The 15,746-nt window shown below is 64.8% G+C and carries 14 protein-coding genes and 1 pseudogene; 9 read left to right on the plus strand and 6 right to left on the minus strand.

Features of this window, described 5'->3' with window-relative positions; genetic code table 11:
* From Mlute_RS06080 to mce, 3 genes and pseudogenes are all read left to right on the plus strand, one after another.
* Positions 1-784 (plus strand): annotated as a pseudogene (locus Mlute_RS06080) (LPS-assembly protein LptD); the annotation flags it as partial.
* A complete protein-coding gene (locus tag Mlute_RS06085; RefSeq protein ID WP_119359851.1) occupies positions 784-1,887 on the plus strand; it encodes a hypothetical protein in 1,104 nt (367 codons plus the stop codon). The pseudogene Mlute_RS06080 and the gene Mlute_RS06085, both read left to right, overlap by 1 nt.
* A 9-nt stretch (positions 1,888-1,896) precedes the next feature.
* Positions 1,897-2,298: a methylmalonyl-CoA epimerase gene (mce, locus tag Mlute_RS06090; protein WP_119359852.1), complete on the plus strand. Its 402-nt coding sequence runs from the start codon at positions 1,897-1,899 to the stop codon at positions 2,296-2,298.
* Here mce and Mlute_RS06095 read toward each other — a convergent pair.
* The 3 genes from Mlute_RS06095 to Mlute_RS06105 all read right to left on the minus strand — a co-directional run bounded on the left by Mlute_RS06095 (position 2,291) and on the right by Mlute_RS06105 (position 4,115).
* Positions 2,291-2,893 carry a DedA family protein gene (locus Mlute_RS06095; RefSeq protein ID WP_119359853.1) on the minus strand — a complete coding sequence of 201 codons (603 nt, stop codon included), beginning with the start codon at positions 2,891-2,893 and terminating at the stop codon, positions 2,291-2,293. The genes mce and Mlute_RS06095 overlap by 8 nt on opposite strands.
* 71 nt (positions 2,894-2,964) lie before the next feature.
* Positions 2,965-3,330 carry a DoxX family protein gene (locus Mlute_RS06100; RefSeq protein WP_119359854.1) on the minus strand — a complete coding sequence of 122 codons (366 nt, stop codon included), beginning with the start codon at positions 3,328-3,330 and terminating at the stop codon, positions 2,965-2,967.
* Positions 3,331-3,413: 83 nt separating this feature from the next.
* Positions 3,414-4,115 (minus strand): SDR family oxidoreductase, encoded by a 702-nt coding sequence (locus Mlute_RS06105; RefSeq protein WP_119359855.1) that lies wholly within the window; start codon positions 4,113-4,115, stop codon positions 3,414-3,416.
* A gap of 97 nt (positions 4,116-4,212) precedes the next feature.
* Between Mlute_RS06105 and Mlute_RS06110 the strand changes: the two genes are divergently transcribed.
* Together Mlute_RS06110 and mfd are read left to right on the plus strand one after the other, a co-directional pair.
* Positions 4,213-4,644 carry an OsmC family protein gene (locus Mlute_RS06110; RefSeq protein ID WP_119359856.1) on the plus strand — a complete coding sequence of 144 codons (432 nt, stop codon included), beginning with the start codon at positions 4,213-4,215 and terminating at the stop codon, positions 4,642-4,644.
* 65 nt (positions 4,645-4,709) lie between these two features.
* Positions 4,710-7,661: a transcription-repair coupling factor gene (mfd, locus tag Mlute_RS06115; RefSeq protein ID WP_119359857.1), complete on the plus strand. Its 2,952-nt coding sequence runs from the start codon at positions 4,710-4,712 to the stop codon at positions 7,659-7,661.
* A gap of 16 nt (positions 7,662-7,677) precedes the next feature.
* On the opposite strand, the gene gabT is transcribed toward mfd, so the two are convergent.
* Complete coding sequence (gabT, locus tag Mlute_RS06120; RefSeq protein ID WP_119359858.1) at positions 7,678-8,979, minus strand: 4-aminobutyrate--2-oxoglutarate transaminase; 1,302 nt, start codon at positions 8,977-8,979, stop codon at positions 7,678-7,680.
* A gap of 106 nt (positions 8,980-9,085) precedes the next feature.
* On the minus strand, positions 9,086-10,732 hold the full coding sequence (locus Mlute_RS06125; RefSeq protein WP_119359859.1) for a 30S ribosomal protein S1: 1,647 nt from the start codon (positions 10,730-10,732) through the stop codon (positions 9,086-9,088).
* 274 nt (positions 10,733-11,006) lie between these two features.
* Here Mlute_RS06125 and Mlute_RS06130 point away from each other — a divergent pair, with 274 nt between their 5' ends.
* From Mlute_RS06130 to Mlute_RS06145, 4 genes are all read left to right on the plus strand, one after another.
* Positions 11,007-12,233: a PEGA domain-containing protein gene (locus Mlute_RS06130; RefSeq protein ID WP_119359860.1), complete on the plus strand. Its 1,227-nt coding sequence runs from the start codon at positions 11,007-11,009 to the stop codon at positions 12,231-12,233.
* Positions 12,234-12,341: 108 nt separating this feature from the next.
* The gene (locus Mlute_RS06135) at positions 12,342-12,884 is read left to right on the plus strand and encodes a YceD family protein (protein WP_119359861.1); all 543 of its coding nucleotides are present in this window, start codon (positions 12,342-12,344) and stop codon (positions 12,882-12,884) included.
* Positions 12,885-12,908: 24 nt separating this feature from the next.
* Positions 12,909-13,616 (plus strand): CHAD domain-containing protein, encoded by a 708-nt coding sequence (locus tag Mlute_RS06140; protein WP_119359862.1) that lies wholly within the window; start codon positions 12,909-12,911, stop codon positions 13,614-13,616.
* A gap of 33 nt (positions 13,617-13,649) precedes the next feature.
* A complete protein-coding gene (locus Mlute_RS06145; protein ID WP_119359863.1) occupies positions 13,650-14,657 on the plus strand; it encodes an asparaginase in 1,008 nt (335 codons plus the stop codon).
* Here the strand turns inward: Mlute_RS06145 and Mlute_RS06150 are convergent.
* A complete protein-coding gene (locus Mlute_RS06150) occupies positions 14,654-15,706 on the minus strand; it encodes a mechanosensitive ion channel family protein (protein ID WP_119359864.1) in 1,053 nt (350 codons plus the stop codon). The genes Mlute_RS06145 and Mlute_RS06150 overlap by 4 nt on opposite strands.
* Positions 15,707-15,746 lie beyond the last annotated feature (40 nt).

A 15,746-nucleotide genomic window follows, 5' to 3' on the forward strand; every position in this document is an offset into this window, starting at 1 on the left:
GCCCTCCTACACCAACCCCAGCCCCACCCCTACCCCAGCCCTGCTGGACGGCCTAGCCCAGCTCACCCTAGGGCTGCACACCTTTGCCCTTGCCCACACCATCGGCTTCGCAGGCGGCAGCGAGAGCCGTTTCCGGCTGGGCTACCTCTACAGCGCCGACCAGTTCCAGGCCGACCTGCTCTGGGGGTATCAGCAGGGTCTGCTGCGCAACCCTCGGCTCACCCTGCGGGCCGCGGTGCGGGAGCCCGACCTCTTCATCAACGAGGTTTCGGCGGAGTTCCACTTCCCAGAACCGGAAAACCCCCTCACCCCGGAGGAGGACACCCAGGCTTTCTTAAGGTTCTTGCGCTTCAATGGGGAGTGGGAGGTCTGGCCAGCCCCCCTGCGCCCGGAAGACCCCCCAGGGCTCTCGCTGCAGGGCTTTTTGAGCCTCGAGCGGCTCTCCGACACCAGCGGCCGTTTTAGGCTCACCCTTAGGGAGTTTGGCCCTACCTTTAGCTTTATGGGACAAGAGAAAACCCGCCTTTTCTACCGCATTGTCTGGAACGCCCCCGAGGGAGGACGGGAGTTCTTCCTGCCCAATCTGGAGGGCACCCTCCTCCGGCCCCGCTTTGAGCTGGTGGTGGACCGCTGTTGCTGGGCCTTCAAGGCCAGCATGGACACCTCCAAGCAGGAGATGCGCTTCTCCTTTGCCCTGGGGGGCAGCGCCGCCGAGTTTCTCTTCAACCAAAGCGGCATCACCCTGCCGGGCAACCTCCGGCTCCCCCTTCCCGGAGGCCGCTGATGGGGAAAAAACTCCTCCTCGTCTTCCTTGGCATGGTCTTGACGGCCTGCACCGGCAGCAGCGAGGAACCCATCCGGGCCCTTTTGGCGGTAGGGGTGGTCAACCAAAGCAGCCAGGCCTCGGAGGTTCGCTTCTACCTGAGCCGCACCCTCCAGCCCGGCGTCGGCGAAAGCCCCCGACTGGTCGGAAGCTGGCCCCTGGACGAGCCTTTGGTGGACTTCCTTTACCGCCGGAGCTTGGAAGGGGGCAACGACCAGCTCTGGGTGCTCACCTCCAACCGCCTGCGGCGCTACAACACCGGCCTGCTGCGCACCAGCAGCGTCGGCTCCCCTACCCTGGACGGCTTTGACCAGGCCCTTCCCAGCGGTTGCAGCCAGGGGTACCTGCGGGCCGGGCAGAGCCACCTGCTCCTGGTCTGTCCGCCCTCCGAGCCCAGCCGCCCTATTGGGAACTACCAGGCCTGGCGGATTCCCTACAACGCCACCGCCCTGCCTGACCCGATCGACTTCCTCGAGCCCAACCTGGTGCGCCTAGACGTCCCAGCCCGCCTTGCCCTAGGCCCGGGCGATCAGCTTCTCTACCTGACCCCCAGCCAGATGGGCCGCTACGACTTCGTCAACCCCTATCTGGAGCGCACCTTTGCCCGGAGCGGGGCCTTCCCCACCGACCTGATTTACACGAGCAACCTGGCGCTGGGCCTGCTTGACGACAACGACAGCACCACCACCGACACCACCCTTCTGGCCTGGAACCTGGAGGCCACCAGCGGACCCTCGTTCAACCCAAACAGCAACCTAGCCGCCCGGGACTTTGCCCGTGGGGCCCCGCCCATCTTCGTTCTGGGCACGGGGTTGGCCCGCTTTGACGGCGGCTTTCAGCTCGCCCCAGAAAGCGTTCTCTCCCGCAGCATTGCCTACCGCAGCGGCGTGGCGGCCCAAGACCAGTTCCTCTACCTAGCCCAGCAGAACGCCCCTACCCTCACGGTGATTGACCTAACCCTGAACTTCGCCAGCCTGACCAGCGCCGCCCTGCGCAGCAGCACAATTAGCGGCAACTTCCAGGAACGCCTGGTGGCTCTGGCCTTCATCCCCGTAGAAGAGTAGCCTAAGTTCATGCGAGTCCACCATATCGGAATTGCCGTGGAAGACCTGGAGCAGGCCGCAGCCCCCTACCTGCACCTGGGGTACCACCTGGAGGCCCAAGGGCGGGTAGAGCAGCAAGGGGTAGAGGTCTGGATGCTCAGGAGCGAGCAGAGCCGGCTCGAGCTGCTCAAGGCCACCCGCCCCGACTCTGCCGTTGCCCGGTTCATACAACGGCGCGGACCCGGCCTGCACCACATTGCCCTGGTCACCCCGGACCTGCAGGCTGAGCTGCGCCGGCTGGCCGAAGCCGGTGCCCCGCTTATTGACCCCCTTCCCCGGCCGGGCTTCGGGGGGCACCGGGTAGCCTTCATCCACCCCCGCTGGTCGGGGGTGCTGCTCGAGCTGGTCGAGGAAGTGGAAGCCCCTACTTAACCGGTGAGCGGCCGGGCCAGCGCAGGCGGCCCGCCCGGTGGGCCCGCCAGGCCGCGAGCAGCACCGCAAAACCCACCCCTGCCATCAGAATCAGGTAGATATACCTCTCCAGGTGGGGAATCCTGGAGCCCACGTAGTAGGCCAAGAGGGTAAGGCCCTGGGTCCAAAGGAGGCTGCCCAGGAGGCTTAACACAAAAAAACGCGGCCAGGGCATCCGCACCGTGCCGCAAAGGAAAGGCACCACCGCCCGGAAGACCGGCACATAAGGGCCAATCAGCAAGGAAGCCGGCCCAAAGCGGGCCATAAAGCGCCGGGTGCGCTCGAGGTCCTCAGGCTTGAGCCGGGCCCTGCGCAAAAGCGGCGGCCCCCACCGGCGCCCCAGGTAGTAGCCCAGGTTGTTGCCCAAGACCGAGCCCAGCAAAAGGGCCAACAGCGCCAAGGGCAACTGCATCTTCTTGGCTGCGGCCAGAAGCCCCACCGCGATCAAAAGCGAGTCTCCGGGTAGAAAAAATCCCACCAGAAGCCCAGTTTCAACGAATACCGTGGCGAAAATGCCCAGATACCCCACCGCCTCCACGTAGGCGCTCACGTCCATGGCCCCACCCTAAGGCAAAAAGCGCCCCAGGGCAACCCAGCCAGGGGCGTTGGAAAACCAGGACAAAGCGCCTACTTCCAGAGGTAGAGGAGCATCAAAACAGCCCCTAAAAGGGCGGTGTTCTTCATAAAGTTGACCATCTCGCCCATGCGCTGCATAGGCTCTTTCACCGCCCAGAAGTTGTGCATCCAGGGGGTCACGAAGAGCAAGAACACCACCAGCAGCCACAGGCCCAGCGACAGGTACCAACCTGTCAGGATGGAAAGCCCCCCGACCAGCAGCATCAACCCGGTCCCATAGACCGCCAGAGCCGGTGCGGGCACCCCCTTGCTGCTGGCGTAGGGAATCATCTGCTTGGCTTGGACAAAGTGATTGATACCGTTCAGAACGAAGAAACCACCCAGAAGGATTCTTCCGAGCCAGAAGAGAGCCTCCATAGTATCCCCCCTTCTCTAAAGGCGATGACCGCGAGGTTTGCTTTTATTATAAAGCGCTTTGCATTATCAAGCAATCCAGGGGCTCATCGTGGGGGAAATATCTGCAGTTCCAGCACCCGGCCCCGGGGGCTGCGGCTGGCCGCGTAGACCAGGCTCTCCCCAATCTCTGCCGGGTCCACCCAGGCCATGGGGTCGGCCTCGGGCATCTCCTTGCGGTTGGCCGGGGTATCCACCGCCCCCATGGGGTAGACCACCGCCACCCGGATGGCGGTTCCCCCCAGCTCCGCGTCCAGCGAGCGCAGGTAGGTGGCCACCGCAGCCTTGGCCGCCGCGTACAGCGCCACCCCTGGCCCCACCCCACTCCAGGCCGCCGCTGCGGCTATCCCGGCGATGAAGCCGTCTTTTTGCTCGAGGAGCTCTGGCAGAACCGCCCGCGTGGCGTAGAAGAGGGTGCGCACATTCAGGTCAAACATCCGGTCGTAAAGCCCGGGGTCGGTGTCCTTGACGGGCGCGTAGGCAAACCCCCCCACGGTGTGGATAAGGCCATCCACCCGGCCCATCTGGGCCTTGACCTGGCGCACCAGGTGCTCCGCATCGGGGTAGTGGGTGAGGTTGACCACAAAAGCCCGCCCCCCGTAGCGCTGGGCCCGCTCGAGGCTGGGCTGCTCATAGGCGTCGGCGAAGGCCAACCGGGCCCCGGCTCGAGCAAAGGACTCCGCGATGGCCCCGGCGACGGCCCCACCTCCCCCGGTGAGAATGTAGACTTTACCCTCCAGGCTATACATGTTTCAATTATCGGCCCGGCCAGAAAAAAGCGCCTGTCTTTAGGCTTACATTCGGTGCAGGGCCAGGGTAGGGTATCATCAAGCCTAGAGGAGGCCTATGGCGACCAAAAAGGTTGTGCTGCACCGCCTGAGCGGGCACCGCTTCTTAGGCATCAACGAGCAGGGCGATAAGGTAATGGTGGACGGCGACCAACCCGCTACCGGGATGCGCCCCATGGAGCTGCTGCTGGCCGCCCTGGCCGGCTGCACCGCCTACGACGTGGTGGACATCATGGAGAAAAAGCGCCAGCCGCTGGCCCGCTACCGGGTGGAGGTGGTGGGCGAACGGGCCGAGGAGCATCCCAGGCGCTACACCAGGATTGTGGTCACCCACTACGCCTCAGGGCCAGGCGTAACCCGCGAGGCCCTGGAGCGGGCTGTGGAGCTTTCCCACACCAAGTACTGCTCGGTTTCGGCCAGCCTCAACGCCCAGATTGAAACCCAGGTGGTGCTCGAGCCCTGGCAGGAGGAAAAAGTGGCTCAAGGGTAACCCACCCCGGGCCGGCCCGTGTGTAGACTTAGACCTTGGGCCTCCGAGGGCCCTTGGGTTCTGGTATGACGCACACCGAGTCCGAAATTCAAAACCGCTACCTGCCCGGCCTGCCCCAGGTGGCTCGGGCACTGTTGTTCGCCCGGGCCAGGGGCCCCCGGGTGCTGCTCTGCCCTCCCGAGCGGCTGCCCCTTTACGCCAGCATGTCGGGCTTAGGGCTTGGGGTTTACGTAAACCCCGGCCTGGAGGCCTACCAAGCGGCCCAGGTGGTGGTGATGGCCTACCCGGAGGCCCTGGCCCCCTTCCCTGAACGACCCGAGGAGTGGCGGCTGGTTCTGGAACCAGGCCGGCGCTACCTGCGCGACCAGCTCCTGGAGAACCTGGCCCGTATGGGCTACGCCCGGGGGGAAGACTTTGAGGTGTGGGGGGACCGGCTGGAGGTGGGCAGGCTGCGCTTGGAGTTCTTCGGCGACGAGCTGGAGGGAATTTGGCTCGAGGACCTTCCCCAGGCCCGCCATGTGCTCACCGCAAAGCCCGGCAAGGCAGAGGGATGGACCTCCCTAAAGATTCTCCACTTCCCAGGCACGGTCTTCCTGGACACCCCCTCGCTGGCCCCCGCCGAGCTGTGGCCCCTCATCGCCGGGCGAGCCCAGGTTAGCTTCGGCCTGGGCGGCCCCGAGCTTCCCCCCTTGCACCTGCCCATCCGCCCCCTGCCCCCCTACCGGGCCCGCGTCTCGCAGTTTGTAGAGGACCTACGCGGTTGGCTGGCGAAGGGGTACGCAGCGGTCTTTTTTTACCGCCACCAAAAGAGCCGGGGTTACCTGCTGCAAAAGCTCGAGGGGCTGCCCACCCGCAGCATGGCCACGCTTGAGCCCCGCCCGGGCATCCTTACCCTGGTCCCCGGCCCTTTTGAAGGGGCCTTCCTAGACGAGGAGAACCAGACCGTTTACCTAAGCGAGGCCCACCTCTACGCCTTCGGCGGAGGAGAGGTGCTGCGCAACCGGCGGGTGCTCAGCGGGGAGGAGGCCGATCCCGGGGCCCTCGCAGCCGGCGACTACCTAATCCACCCCGAGCACGGCATCGGCCAGTACCTGGGGTTGGAGACCCGGGAGGTGCTGGGGGTGCGGCGGGACTACCTGGTGCTGCGCTATGCAGGGGAGGCCCGCATGTACCTGCCCGTAGAGCAGCTCCCTCTTCTGAAGCGCCACCCCGGCACCACCGACGACCCACCGGCGCTTTCCTCCTTGGGCAAAGGAGAGTGGAAAAAACGGCGGGAAAAGGCGGCTAAGGATGCCGAAGAGCTGGCCCAGCGCCTCTTGGTGCTACATGCCAAGCGCGAGGCCACGCCGGGGCGTTCCTTCGGGCCGCTGGCGGAGTGGGACCCCTTGGTTGAGGAGAACTTTCCCTTTGAGCTAACCCCCGACCAGAAAAAGGCCCTCGAGGAGACCCTGCGCGACCTCGAGGCCCCCCGCCCTATGGACCGCCTGATCTCCGGCGATGTGGGCTTCGGCAAGACCGAGGTGGCCCTGCGGGCGGCTTTCCGGGTGGTGGGGCACGGGGCCCAAGTAGCCCTGCTGGTGCCCACCACCCTCCTGGCCGAGCAGCACCGAGCAACCTTCCAAAAGCGGCTGGCCGGCCTACCGGTGAGGGTGGCCGCCCTGTCGCGCTTCACCTCTGAGCGGGAGGAGCGAGAGATCCTTAGGGGGCTCGCTGAGGGCAGGGTAGACATCGTGATTGGAACCCACCGGCTGCTCTCCCCCGATGTGCGCTTCAAGGACCTGGGCCTTTTGGTGGTAGACGAAGAGCATCGCTTCGGCGTGGCCCAAAAGGAGCGCATCCGCGAGCTAAAGGAGGCCGTGGACACCCTCTACCTCTCAGCCACCCCCATCCCCCGCAGCCTCTACAGCGCCCTGGTGGGGCTACGCGACCTCAGCAGCATCCAGACCCCACCCCCAGGCCGCAAACCCATCCGCACCGTGCTGGCCCCTTACGACCCGGCCTTGGTCCGGCAGGGGATTATGGACGAGCTCGAGCGGGGCGGCAAAGCCTTCTATGTCCACGACCGGGTGGCCACCATCCTGGCCCGGCGCAGCTACCTGGAGGCCCTGGTCCCCGAGGCCCGGATTGGGGTGGTCCATGGCCAGATGACCGAGGCCGAGGTGGAGGAGACCATGCTGGCCTTTTCCGAAGGGGCCTTCGACGTGCTCCTGGCCACCACCATCATTGAAAGCGGGCTGGACATCCCCGAGGCCAACACCATCCTCATTGAAAGGGCCGACAAGCTGGGGCTGGCCGCCCTCTACCAGCTTCGGGGGCGGGTGGGTCGGCGTGATCAAGAAGCCTGGGCCTACCTCTTCCACCCGCTGCGGCTCACTGAAGGCGCCGAACGCCGCCTCTCGGCCATCGCCGACCTTTCCGACCTGGGCTCGGGCCACCTACTAGCTGAAAAGGACATGGAAATCCGGGGGGTAGGGAACCTGCTGGGCCCCGAGCAGCACGGTCACATCCGGGCGGTGAGTCTGGAAATTTACACCGAACTTCTGAGCGAGGCCATCCGCAAGCTCAAGGGCGAGAGCGTTGAACCCGAGCGGCACGTCACCCTTGACCTGCAGCTATCGGCCCGCCTGACCCCAGAGTACATTCCAAGCCCCGCTGCCCGCAGCCGTTACTACGGCCGCCTAGCCGAGTGCAAAAACCTGGCCCAGCTCTCCCGCCTGGCCAAGGAGCTAAAGGAGCGCTACGGCCCCGCCCCGCTGGAGGTGGAAAACTTCTTGGCCCTCACCCGGCTGCGCCTCCTGGCCGAAGCCCGGGGGGTAGTCTCCATCACCGAGGACCTGATGTACCTGCAGATCGCCTTTGCCCAGCCCGGCATAGACTACGACGCCAAAGCTCTGCGCAACCTGCCCTTCCGGGCAGAAACCACCCAGTACCCGCCGGGGTTCCGCATCCATAAAAAGGGGCTGCGGCCTGAAGAGTACCTTCAGGCCATCAGCGAAGTGCTCTACCTGGTGGGGTGAGGCCTCCAGGCGGTCCCTATTCGGCCTTCAGGGCTTGCTCGAGGCTCGCCTCTAGAATCTCCAGCCCCCTCTCCACCTCTTCTTCGGAGACCACCAAAGGCACCAGACAGCGTATCACGTTAGCGTGCATCCCGGCCTTGAACAGGAGCAGCCCCCTCTCGCGGGCCGCCTCCAGCAAACGGTGGGTAAGCTGGGGGTCGGGGCTTTTGGAGGCCGGGTCCTTGACCAGTTCCATAGCGATCATGGGCCCCAACCCCCGCACATCCCCCACTACCTGGGGAAAGTTGGCCTGAATCCTGCGAAAGCCCTGGTGCAGCAGTTCCCCGAGTCTTTGGGCCTTTTCCAACAGGTTTTCCTGCTCAAACACCTCCAGCACCGCCAGCGCGGCAGCACAGGCCAGCGGGTTGCCCCCAAAGGTACTGCCCAAACCGCCTAGGGTTGGTGCGTCCATAATCTCAGCCTTGCCGAGTACCCCTCCGATGGGCAGACCCCCGCCGATGCTCTTGGCAAAGCAAATTAGATCGGGCTCCACCCCAGCGTGCTCAATGGCCCAAAACTTACCGGTGCGGCCGATGCCGGTCTGGACCTCATCGTCTATGAAAACAATCCCGTGCTTCTGGGTGAGGCTCCGCAGGGCCTTTAGAAAAGGCTTGGGCGCTGGCACAAACCCTCCCTCGCCGAGCTGGGGCTCGATGATGATGGCCGCCACCCGTTCGGGCTGAATCTGGGTCTCAAACACCTCGTGAAGCCCATCCAAGGCCTTGCGGGTGTCAACGCCCCGGTACTCGTCCGGGTAAGGGGCGTGGTAGACCTCTGGTGCGAAAGGGCCGAAGTTCTGCCGGTAGGGGGCGGCCTTTCCAGTAAGGGTCATGCCCAACAGGGTGCGCCCGTGGAAGCTCCCCCGGAAGGCAATTACCCCCGGGCGGTTGGTGTAGGCTCGAGCGATTTTTATCGCGTTCTCAGTGGCCTCTACCCCCGTGTTCAGGAAAAAGGCCTTCTTGTCTCCGGGTATAGGAGCGGTAGCGCACAAGCGCTCGGCCAGCTCCACATAAGGCTCGTAGGCCACCGCGGGAAAGCAGGTGTGCATGTAAAGCCGTAGCTGCTTCTCCACCGCCGCCACCACCTTGGGGTGGTTGTGGCCCACGTTCTGAACCCCTATCCCGCCGAACCAGTCCAGGTACTCCTTGCCGTCCACATCCCAGACCTTTCCCCCCTGGGCTCGAGCCACCGCAATCGGGTGTACCTGCGAAACCCCGCGGGGGACTATCTTGTTCCGGCGTTCCATAAGGGCTTGGTTTTTGGATGGGGCTTGGGTCATGGCTTCCTCCGAATGCCTAGCCCTGAGTCTAAACCCCTCGGGCAGGCTTGTGTACCCCCAAAAAAAGAGGCCCCTCACCCACAGGGTGAGGGGCCTCACGAAAAGCTCACTGGGCTTTTTCCTTCTTGTCCTCCTCTAGGGCGAGCTGGCTCAGCAGGTCTCCGAAGACATCGCCCAGCTTCACGTTGGTAGTGGATGGTGCCACCACGCTGGGGTCGTAGTTGGTGTAAGCAGCGGCCACCCCATAGTCCAGGTCACGCTCGCGGGCGCGCCCCTCGCGAGGAGCCCCCTTGCTCTTGCGCTTGGCCCCCTTGCCCTCGCGCCGCTTCCGCCCTTCGCCCTCCTCGTCGGAGGAAAGGGCCTGCACCGGCGGAGGGAGCAAACGCTTGCGGGAGAGGCTGATGCGCTGCTCCACGGGGTCAATCTGGAGGATGGCCGCTTCAAGCTCGTCGCCTTTTTTGAACAGCTCGGAGGGCTTCTCCACCCGCTCGTGGGCCAGCTCGGAAATGTGGATAAGCCCCTCGATACCCGGCTCAATCTCTACAAAAACCCCAAAGTCGGTGATCCCGGTAACCTTTCCTTTGACGGGAGTGCCCGGTGGGTAGCGGTCAGGCAGGCTCCTCCAGGGATCGGGCTGGGTCTGCTTCAAGCCCAGCGAGAGCCGCCGCTCGGCGGGGTCAATCCGCAGCACCTGGGCCTCAACCACCTGCCCCTCCTGCAACACCTCGCTGGGGTGCTTGGGCCGCTTGGTCCAGGAGAGCTCGGAGATGTGAATCAGCCCCTCAAGCCCCGGCTCAACCTCCACAAAGGCCCCAAACTGGGTTAGCCCCACCACCTTGCCGGTCACCCGGGAGCCGATGGGGTAGCGCTCGGCCACGGTGAGCCAAGGGTCCTCACTGAGGGCCTTCATAGAGAGGTTGACCCGCTCCCGCTCGGTGTCCACCGAGAGCACCTTGGCCCTTACGGTCTGCCCCTTCTGCACCACCTCACGGGGATGGCTGAAACGGCCCCAAGTGATCTCGCTGCGGTGCACCAGGCCGTCTACCCCGCCCAGCGCCACGAAGACGCCGAAGTCGGTCACCTCAACCACCTGGCCCTCTACGATGTCCCCTTCCTTGAGGCTGGAGAGCACCCGGGCTCGAGCCGCCTTCAGCTCGCTCTCCAGCACCACCCGCCGGGAAAGGATAACCCGGCCCTTCTTGCGGTTGAGCTCAATGATTTTTACCGGAAAGCTCTGGCCTACGTACTCGTCGAGCTCCGGGGCACGCTTGAGGTCCACCTGGCTAGCCGGGAGGAAGGCGCGGATGCCCTCGAGGGTCGCGACCAGACCGCCTTTGACCTTCTCCTTGACCTGGACCACCACCGGCTCGCCCCGCTCGTAGAGGGCCTGAATCTTGACCCAGCTCTGGTCGGCCTCCGCCCGCTTTTTGGAAAGCACAATCTGGCCGTTCTCCAGGTCGGCCCGCACCACATAGGCGGTTACCGTGTCGCCAGGCTTGAGGAGGTTTTTGAGCTCCTCCTCGCTCAGGTTCTCCTCAGTAAGCTGATTGAGGGGGATGATGGCCTCGGTGCGCGTGCCGATGTCTACCATCACGCCATCGTTGGTCACGAAGACCACCGTTCCGGTGACAATCTGGCCGCGCTGGACGGTCTTCTCGAGCCGGGCCTCTGCATCTTGCAGGGCCTGTTCCATGCTAAAAACCTGGGGCTCGTTTCCAGTTTCCACTGGGGTCTGGGTTGCTTGCTCTTCCATTCGCCTGCTTCCTCTCCGCTGACCTTTACCTGCGCAGAACCCCCGCCCAGAGGGTCTGGGTTAGCTTTCGGGCGATCTTATGCGCAGGCGGGCTGTCTCAAGCTAGGTTGAGACATACCTGCTAGTTATAGCATAGGTCGGCGCATTTGTCCAACGCAACAGCCCTCTGCCGGCCCGGCATCTAAAAAATCGCTGAACTCTCAGGTTAATACGGGCTAAAACCGCTCTCATCCCCATTAGGAGGCCTGCCCTACGCTAGGGGTGGAGGTAGGCAATGAAACAAGCCCTTCTCACCACGCTAGGCCTGCTTGCGGGCGCCGCCTTGGCTGCGCCAGAGCTGAGCCCCCAGCAAATCATCATCAACCCGGTGCCCACCGACCTGCAGGTGCGGGTCTGGGTAAACAAAGACCCAGCCAAGACCGGTAACCCCGTCTACCAGATTGGTGAGCGCATCCAGGTTTCGGTTCAGGTAAACCAGGACGCCCACGTCTATATCTTCAGCGTGAGGTCCACCGGAGAAGTAAGTCTAATCCTACCCAACCCCCTTGACCAAAACAATTTCCTCCGGGCGGGCGAGATCCGCACCTACCCCCCAAGCAGCGGGGCCCGCTACACCCTCGAGGTAACCGGCCCGGAAGGGCAGGACCGGGTGCTGGCCGTGGCCAGCCGCCAGCCCCTCTCCTTAGCCCAGATCGCCGACATCCAAAGCGGCCGCGTAAACCTGCGGGGAGCCGACAACCTGGCGCGAGCCCTCTCCATCGTGGTCAGCCCGCTGCCCGAGCAAGATTGGGTGAGCGACACAGCCTTCTTCATCGTGGGGCGAGCCCCGGTAAGCCCCACTCCACCCGTTCAACCGGCCACCGGCACCCTGAGCGTGGGTTCCGTCCCAGCCGGAGCCCAGGTGCTGGTAGAGGGCCGGCTGGTGGGCCAAACCCCCCTGAGCCTAGCCCTGCGGCCGGGCCGGGTGGAGGTGGAGCTGCGGCTCTCGGGCCACCAAAGCTTCCGCACCTCGGTGCAAATTCGCCCCGGCGAGACCACCAGCCTGAACGCCAACCTAGTTCCAGTGGTGCAAAACGGCCTGCTGCAGGTGGGCTCCAACCCCCAAGGGGCCCAGGTGCTGCTGAACGGACGGCCGGTGGGCTACACACCGCTCAACCTGAGCCTAGCCCCGGGCTCGTATGAGCTCGAGCTGCGCCTTACGGGCTACCAACCCTTCCGGACTGCGCTCAGGGTGGGCAGCGGCCAGACCCTTCCCGTCAACGCCAATCTACAGCCCCTGCGGGGCTCCTTGGAAATCTACACCAACACAGAGGCCCGCATCTTTCTAGACGGGCGAGAGGCGGGGCAGAGCCGCGGGGGCTTTTTGCGGCTGGACGAGCTCGAGCCCAGCACCTTCCAACTCGTGGCCCTCGCTCCTGGCTTCCGCGCCGAGGTGCGGGAGGTACGGGTAGAGGCCGGTCGGACCCTCCAGGTCAGGCTCAACCTAAACCGCATCCGCTAAACCCACCAAACCCCGAAGAGGCCGCGGCTTGAGCCGCGGCCTTTCTGCTTGACCCAAGGGCGATGGAGGCGTAACATAAAGGGCTAATGCCTTTCGCATAGGTCAGAGATGAACCCAAGCTACCTACCAAGCATCAACCTCTCCCGGCTGCTGCGGGAAGGCGGCGGCCTTCAGGCCCACGGCGAGCTTCTGGGGGCTGTGCCTCTGGAGGGCGGCGAGATACCCCTACACACCCCGGCCAAGTGGAGGGTGAGCGTAACCCGCTTGGAGGGTGAGGGGGGGCAGGAGTTCTGGCTTTCAGGAGAGATCGCCGGGTACGCGGTCATGGAGTGCCGCCGCTGCCTAAGCCCCACCCCGGTACCCGTTCGGGCGCACTTTCAGACCATGCTGCGCTACACGCCGGGGCTTGCCCAGCCTCTTCTGGTTGAGGAAGAGGAAGAGGTCCTGCTCTTTGGCCACCCTAGCCTGGATCTAAGCCTCATCCTCGGCGAAGCCTTTGCCCTCGAGCTGCCCTACACCGCCCTTTGCAGGGAAGACTGCAAAGGGCTCTGCCCGGTCTGCGGGGCCAACCGCAATGAGGTGAACTGCGGACACGAGGAAAAGCCCCGTACCCGGTTGGCCGAGGCCCTCTCCCGCCTCTTGGAAAGCTAGCTCAGCCCCCTGTAGGTTAGGGCCATGCGGTCCGTACCCCTGAACCCCTGGCTGCAGCACCTGCGCCAGCACCTACCCATCGCCCGCGCTGGACAAGACCCTGAGGGGGTGCACCAGGTACGGGTAGCGGGTCGGCGGCTTCGGGTCTGGCTTCGCCTGGCCGGGATGCGGACCCTAGACGACGACCTGGCCTGGCTGGTGCGTTCTGCTGGAGAGGTGCGGGACCTCGAGGTGCTGCTCCAGACGGAGTTTCCCCAGGCTTTCCGGGAGTGGGCCCAAAGCAGGCTGAACACCGCCAGAGAAAAGCTCCTTCCGGTGTTGGAATCAAAACGGCTGGAAGGCCTCTTGCAGGCCTTATCCCTCCTCCCCCCGTTGGGCATAGCCGACGCCGAACCCAGGCTAGGCCGCTTTTTCGCCCAAGTAGAGCGCCGCGCAGCCCTATGGTCCCAGGAAGAGCGCTTTGATGTCCTTCACGCCCTCCGGCGGGCCCTGCGCCGCTTGCGGTACGCCTTGGAGTGGCTGGGGCAGGAAAGCCGAGCCGTCAAGTCGCTCCAGGAGAGTTTTGGACAGGTAGGCGACCTGCACCTCACCCTGGTCTACCTCCGGCAGTTCGCAAGCCAAGGAGGCCACCTTCCCAGCGGCTACCTGCGGAAAAAGGAGATGGACCTAGCCAAAGCCCTCCAGGAGGCCAAAAGCCACTGGAGGAAGGGCATAGGAGAGCTTAGGAGCTAGGCAAGGCCCCGCCCAGGCAATAGGCTGTGCACGATGAGTGCGTACACTTGTGTCTACCGAGGTGGTCTTCTGGAGAACCGCCACCGGGTTTTCATCGCGGTGGTGGGGCCCCAAGGGCACCTGCTGGCCCACAGCGGCCCCCCCGAGTGGACAGCCCCCCTGCGCTCCACAGCCAAACCCTTCCAGGCCCTGGCCCTTTACCTAAGCGGGGCTGTGCAGCGTTTTGGCCTCACCCCCGCCGAAATCGCCCTGAGCTGCGCCTCCCACGACGGCACGCCCGCACATGTGGCCCTGGCCGCGCAGTACCTGAAGAAAATTGGGCTGGGCCCTGAGCACCTGGCCTGTGGAGTTCACCTCCCCTTCGACCCCGAGGCCCGCCGGGCCCTCCAGCGCTCGGGTGAAGCGGCCAGCCCGCTCCACAACAACTGTTCGGGAAAACACGCCGGCATGTTGGCCACGGCCCTGGCCCTGGGGGTCTCTCCCCACGGCTACGAAAAGCCAGAACACCCGGTCCAACAGCTCATCCTTCAAACCCTACGGGAGCTTTCCGGACACCCCCAGATTCCGCACGCGGTGGACGGGTGCAGCGTGCCTACCTTCGCCCTGCCTTTGGCCTCCGCAGCCCGCATGTTCGCCCTGCTGGCCCAGCCCGAAGCCGCACCCCCGCGGTACCGGGAAGGGCTAGAAGGCGTGTTTGCCGCCATGCGACAGCACCCAGAGTGGGTGGCCGGACCCCGCAGCATTGACACTGTGCTGATGCAAAAGGTGCCTGGTCTGGTGGCCAAGCGCGGGGCCGACGGCTACTACGGGATGGCCCTACGCAGCAGCCGCTGGGGGCCCATCGGGGTTGCCCTTAAGGTGGAAAGCGGCTCCAACGAGGCGCGGGAGCCGATGGTGGTGCGGCTGTTGGAAGAGCTGGGGGCGCTCTCCCCCGAAGAGGCGCTTCCCTGGCGCAGGCCGGCGCTCAAGAATGTGCGCGGCCTCGAGGTGGGGCACCTCGAGGCCCAGCTCGAGCTGCACTGGACGGGCCAGCCCGCCTAGCCCTGAACAATCCGCCGGGTGGGGTAGGGAATTGGGATGCTCTCGGCATCCAGGCGCAGTTTGATGCGCCGACGGAACTCCCGCCCCACCGCCCACTGCTCTTTGGGCTTGGTGGTGAACATCACCCGGATGACCACCCCCGAGTCGGCGAGCTGCTGAACCCCCAGCATCTCCGGGGGCTGGTCGGTAAACTTGGGCCGCCAGTCGGGGTCGTGGTAGAAGGCCAGCGCCTCCTCCCGCACCACCTCCAAAGCCCTATCTACTGGCGCCTCGTAGGCCACCGAAACGTCCACCACCGCCCGGGCCCAGTCGCGGCTCATCACCGTAACCTGCTGGATGGTGGAGTTGGGGATGAAGTGTACCCGGCCCTCGAGGTCGCGCAGCACCGTGAGGCGCAGATTAAAGCGCTCCACCGCACCGGCGAACTGCCCCACAGTAATCACATCCCCCACCCCGTACTGGTCCTCCAACAGGATGAAAAAGCCGTTTATGACATCCCGGATCAGGTTCTGTGCGGCCAAGGAGATACCAAGCCCCACCACACCCGCCCCGGCCAGGAGCGCGGTCACGTTCAGACCCAGGTTGGAAAGCAACAGGAGGCCCCCCAGGACCACGATTAGAACCTGCAGCACCGACTCGAGCACGCTCTTGAGGGTCTGGGCCCGCACCTGCTCGCGGGTAAACTCACCCGAGCCTACCGGCACGCGCTGCAATAGGCGCGGCACCAGGCGCAAGGCCAAGGAGGTAACCCCTAGGATAAGCAGGACAGCTAAGCCCCGCTCACCCAGCCAACCGAACAGGGTCCTCCCCCAGGCCCTAAAAGGCTCCAAGGAGAGCTGCCAGACATGGCTCAAAAGCGAGAGCACGGCCAGGCCCACCAACACCCACCAAAGCCCCCCCAGCAACCGCCAGTAGCGGTCGTCGCGGGTATCTGGCGTAAAGCGGGCCAGCCAACCGAAAAACCTCGCCCCTCCCCGGGCCACCCAAAACCCCACGACGAGAAGGGCTGCACTGACCAGCAAACGAAGCCAAAGTCCCGTCTCCTCCATCACACAACCTCTAATCCAGTCTGCCGACCCCCAAGGGGGC

The sequence above is a fragment of the Meiothermus luteus genome (assembly GCF_003574085.1).
GTDB lineage: Bacteria > Deinococcota > Deinococci > Deinococcales > Thermaceae > Meiothermus > Meiothermus luteus.

Coding starts and splice junctions, on each gene's coding strand:
- Mlute_RS06135 (WP_119359861.1), top strand. CDS start 12,342: ATGAACCCAAGCTACCTACCAAGCATCAACCTCTCCCGGCTGCTGCGG.
- Mlute_RS06095 (WP_119359853.1), bottom strand. CDS start 2,893: ATGGACGTGAGCGCCTACGTGGAGGCGGTGGGGTATCTGGGCATTTTC.
- Mlute_RS06150 (WP_119359864.1), bottom strand. CDS start 15,706: ATGGAGGAGACGGGACTTTGGCTTCGTTTGCTGGTCAGTGCAGCCCTT.
- Mlute_RS06105 (WP_119359855.1), bottom strand. CDS start 4,115: ATGTATAGCCTGGAGGGTAAAGTCTACATTCTCACCGGGGGAGGTGGG.
- Mlute_RS06140 (WP_119359862.1), top strand. CDS start 12,909: ATGCGGTCCGTACCCCTGAACCCCTGGCTGCAGCACCTGCGCCAGCAC.
- gabT (WP_119359858.1), bottom strand. CDS start 8,979: ATGACCCAAGCCCCATCCAAAAACCAAGCCCTTATGGAACGCCGGAAC.
- Mlute_RS06145 (WP_119359863.1), top strand. CDS start 13,650: ATGAGTGCGTACACTTGTGTCTACCGAGGTGGTCTTCTGGAGAACCGC.
- mce (WP_119359852.1), top strand. CDS start 1,897: ATGCGAGTCCACCATATCGGAATTGCCGTGGAAGACCTGGAGCAGGCC.
- Mlute_RS06110 (WP_119359856.1), top strand. CDS start 4,213: ATGGCGACCAAAAAGGTTGTGCTGCACCGCCTGAGCGGGCACCGCTTC.
- Mlute_RS06125 (WP_119359859.1), bottom strand. CDS start 10,732: ATGGAAGAGCAAGCAACCCAGACCCCAGTGGAAACTGGAAACGAGCCC.
- Mlute_RS06100 (WP_119359854.1), bottom strand. CDS start 3,330: ATGGAGGCTCTCTTCTGGCTCGGAAGAATCCTTCTGGGTGGTTTCTTC.
- Mlute_RS06130 (WP_119359860.1), top strand. CDS start 11,007: ATGAAACAAGCCCTTCTCACCACGCTAGGCCTGCTTGCGGGCGCCGCC.
- mfd (WP_119359857.1), top strand. CDS start 4,710: ATGACGCACACCGAGTCCGAAATTCAAAACCGCTACCTGCCCGGCCTG.
- Mlute_RS06085 (WP_119359851.1), top strand. CDS start 784: ATGGGGAAAAAACTCCTCCTCGTCTTCCTTGGCATGGTCTTGACGGCC.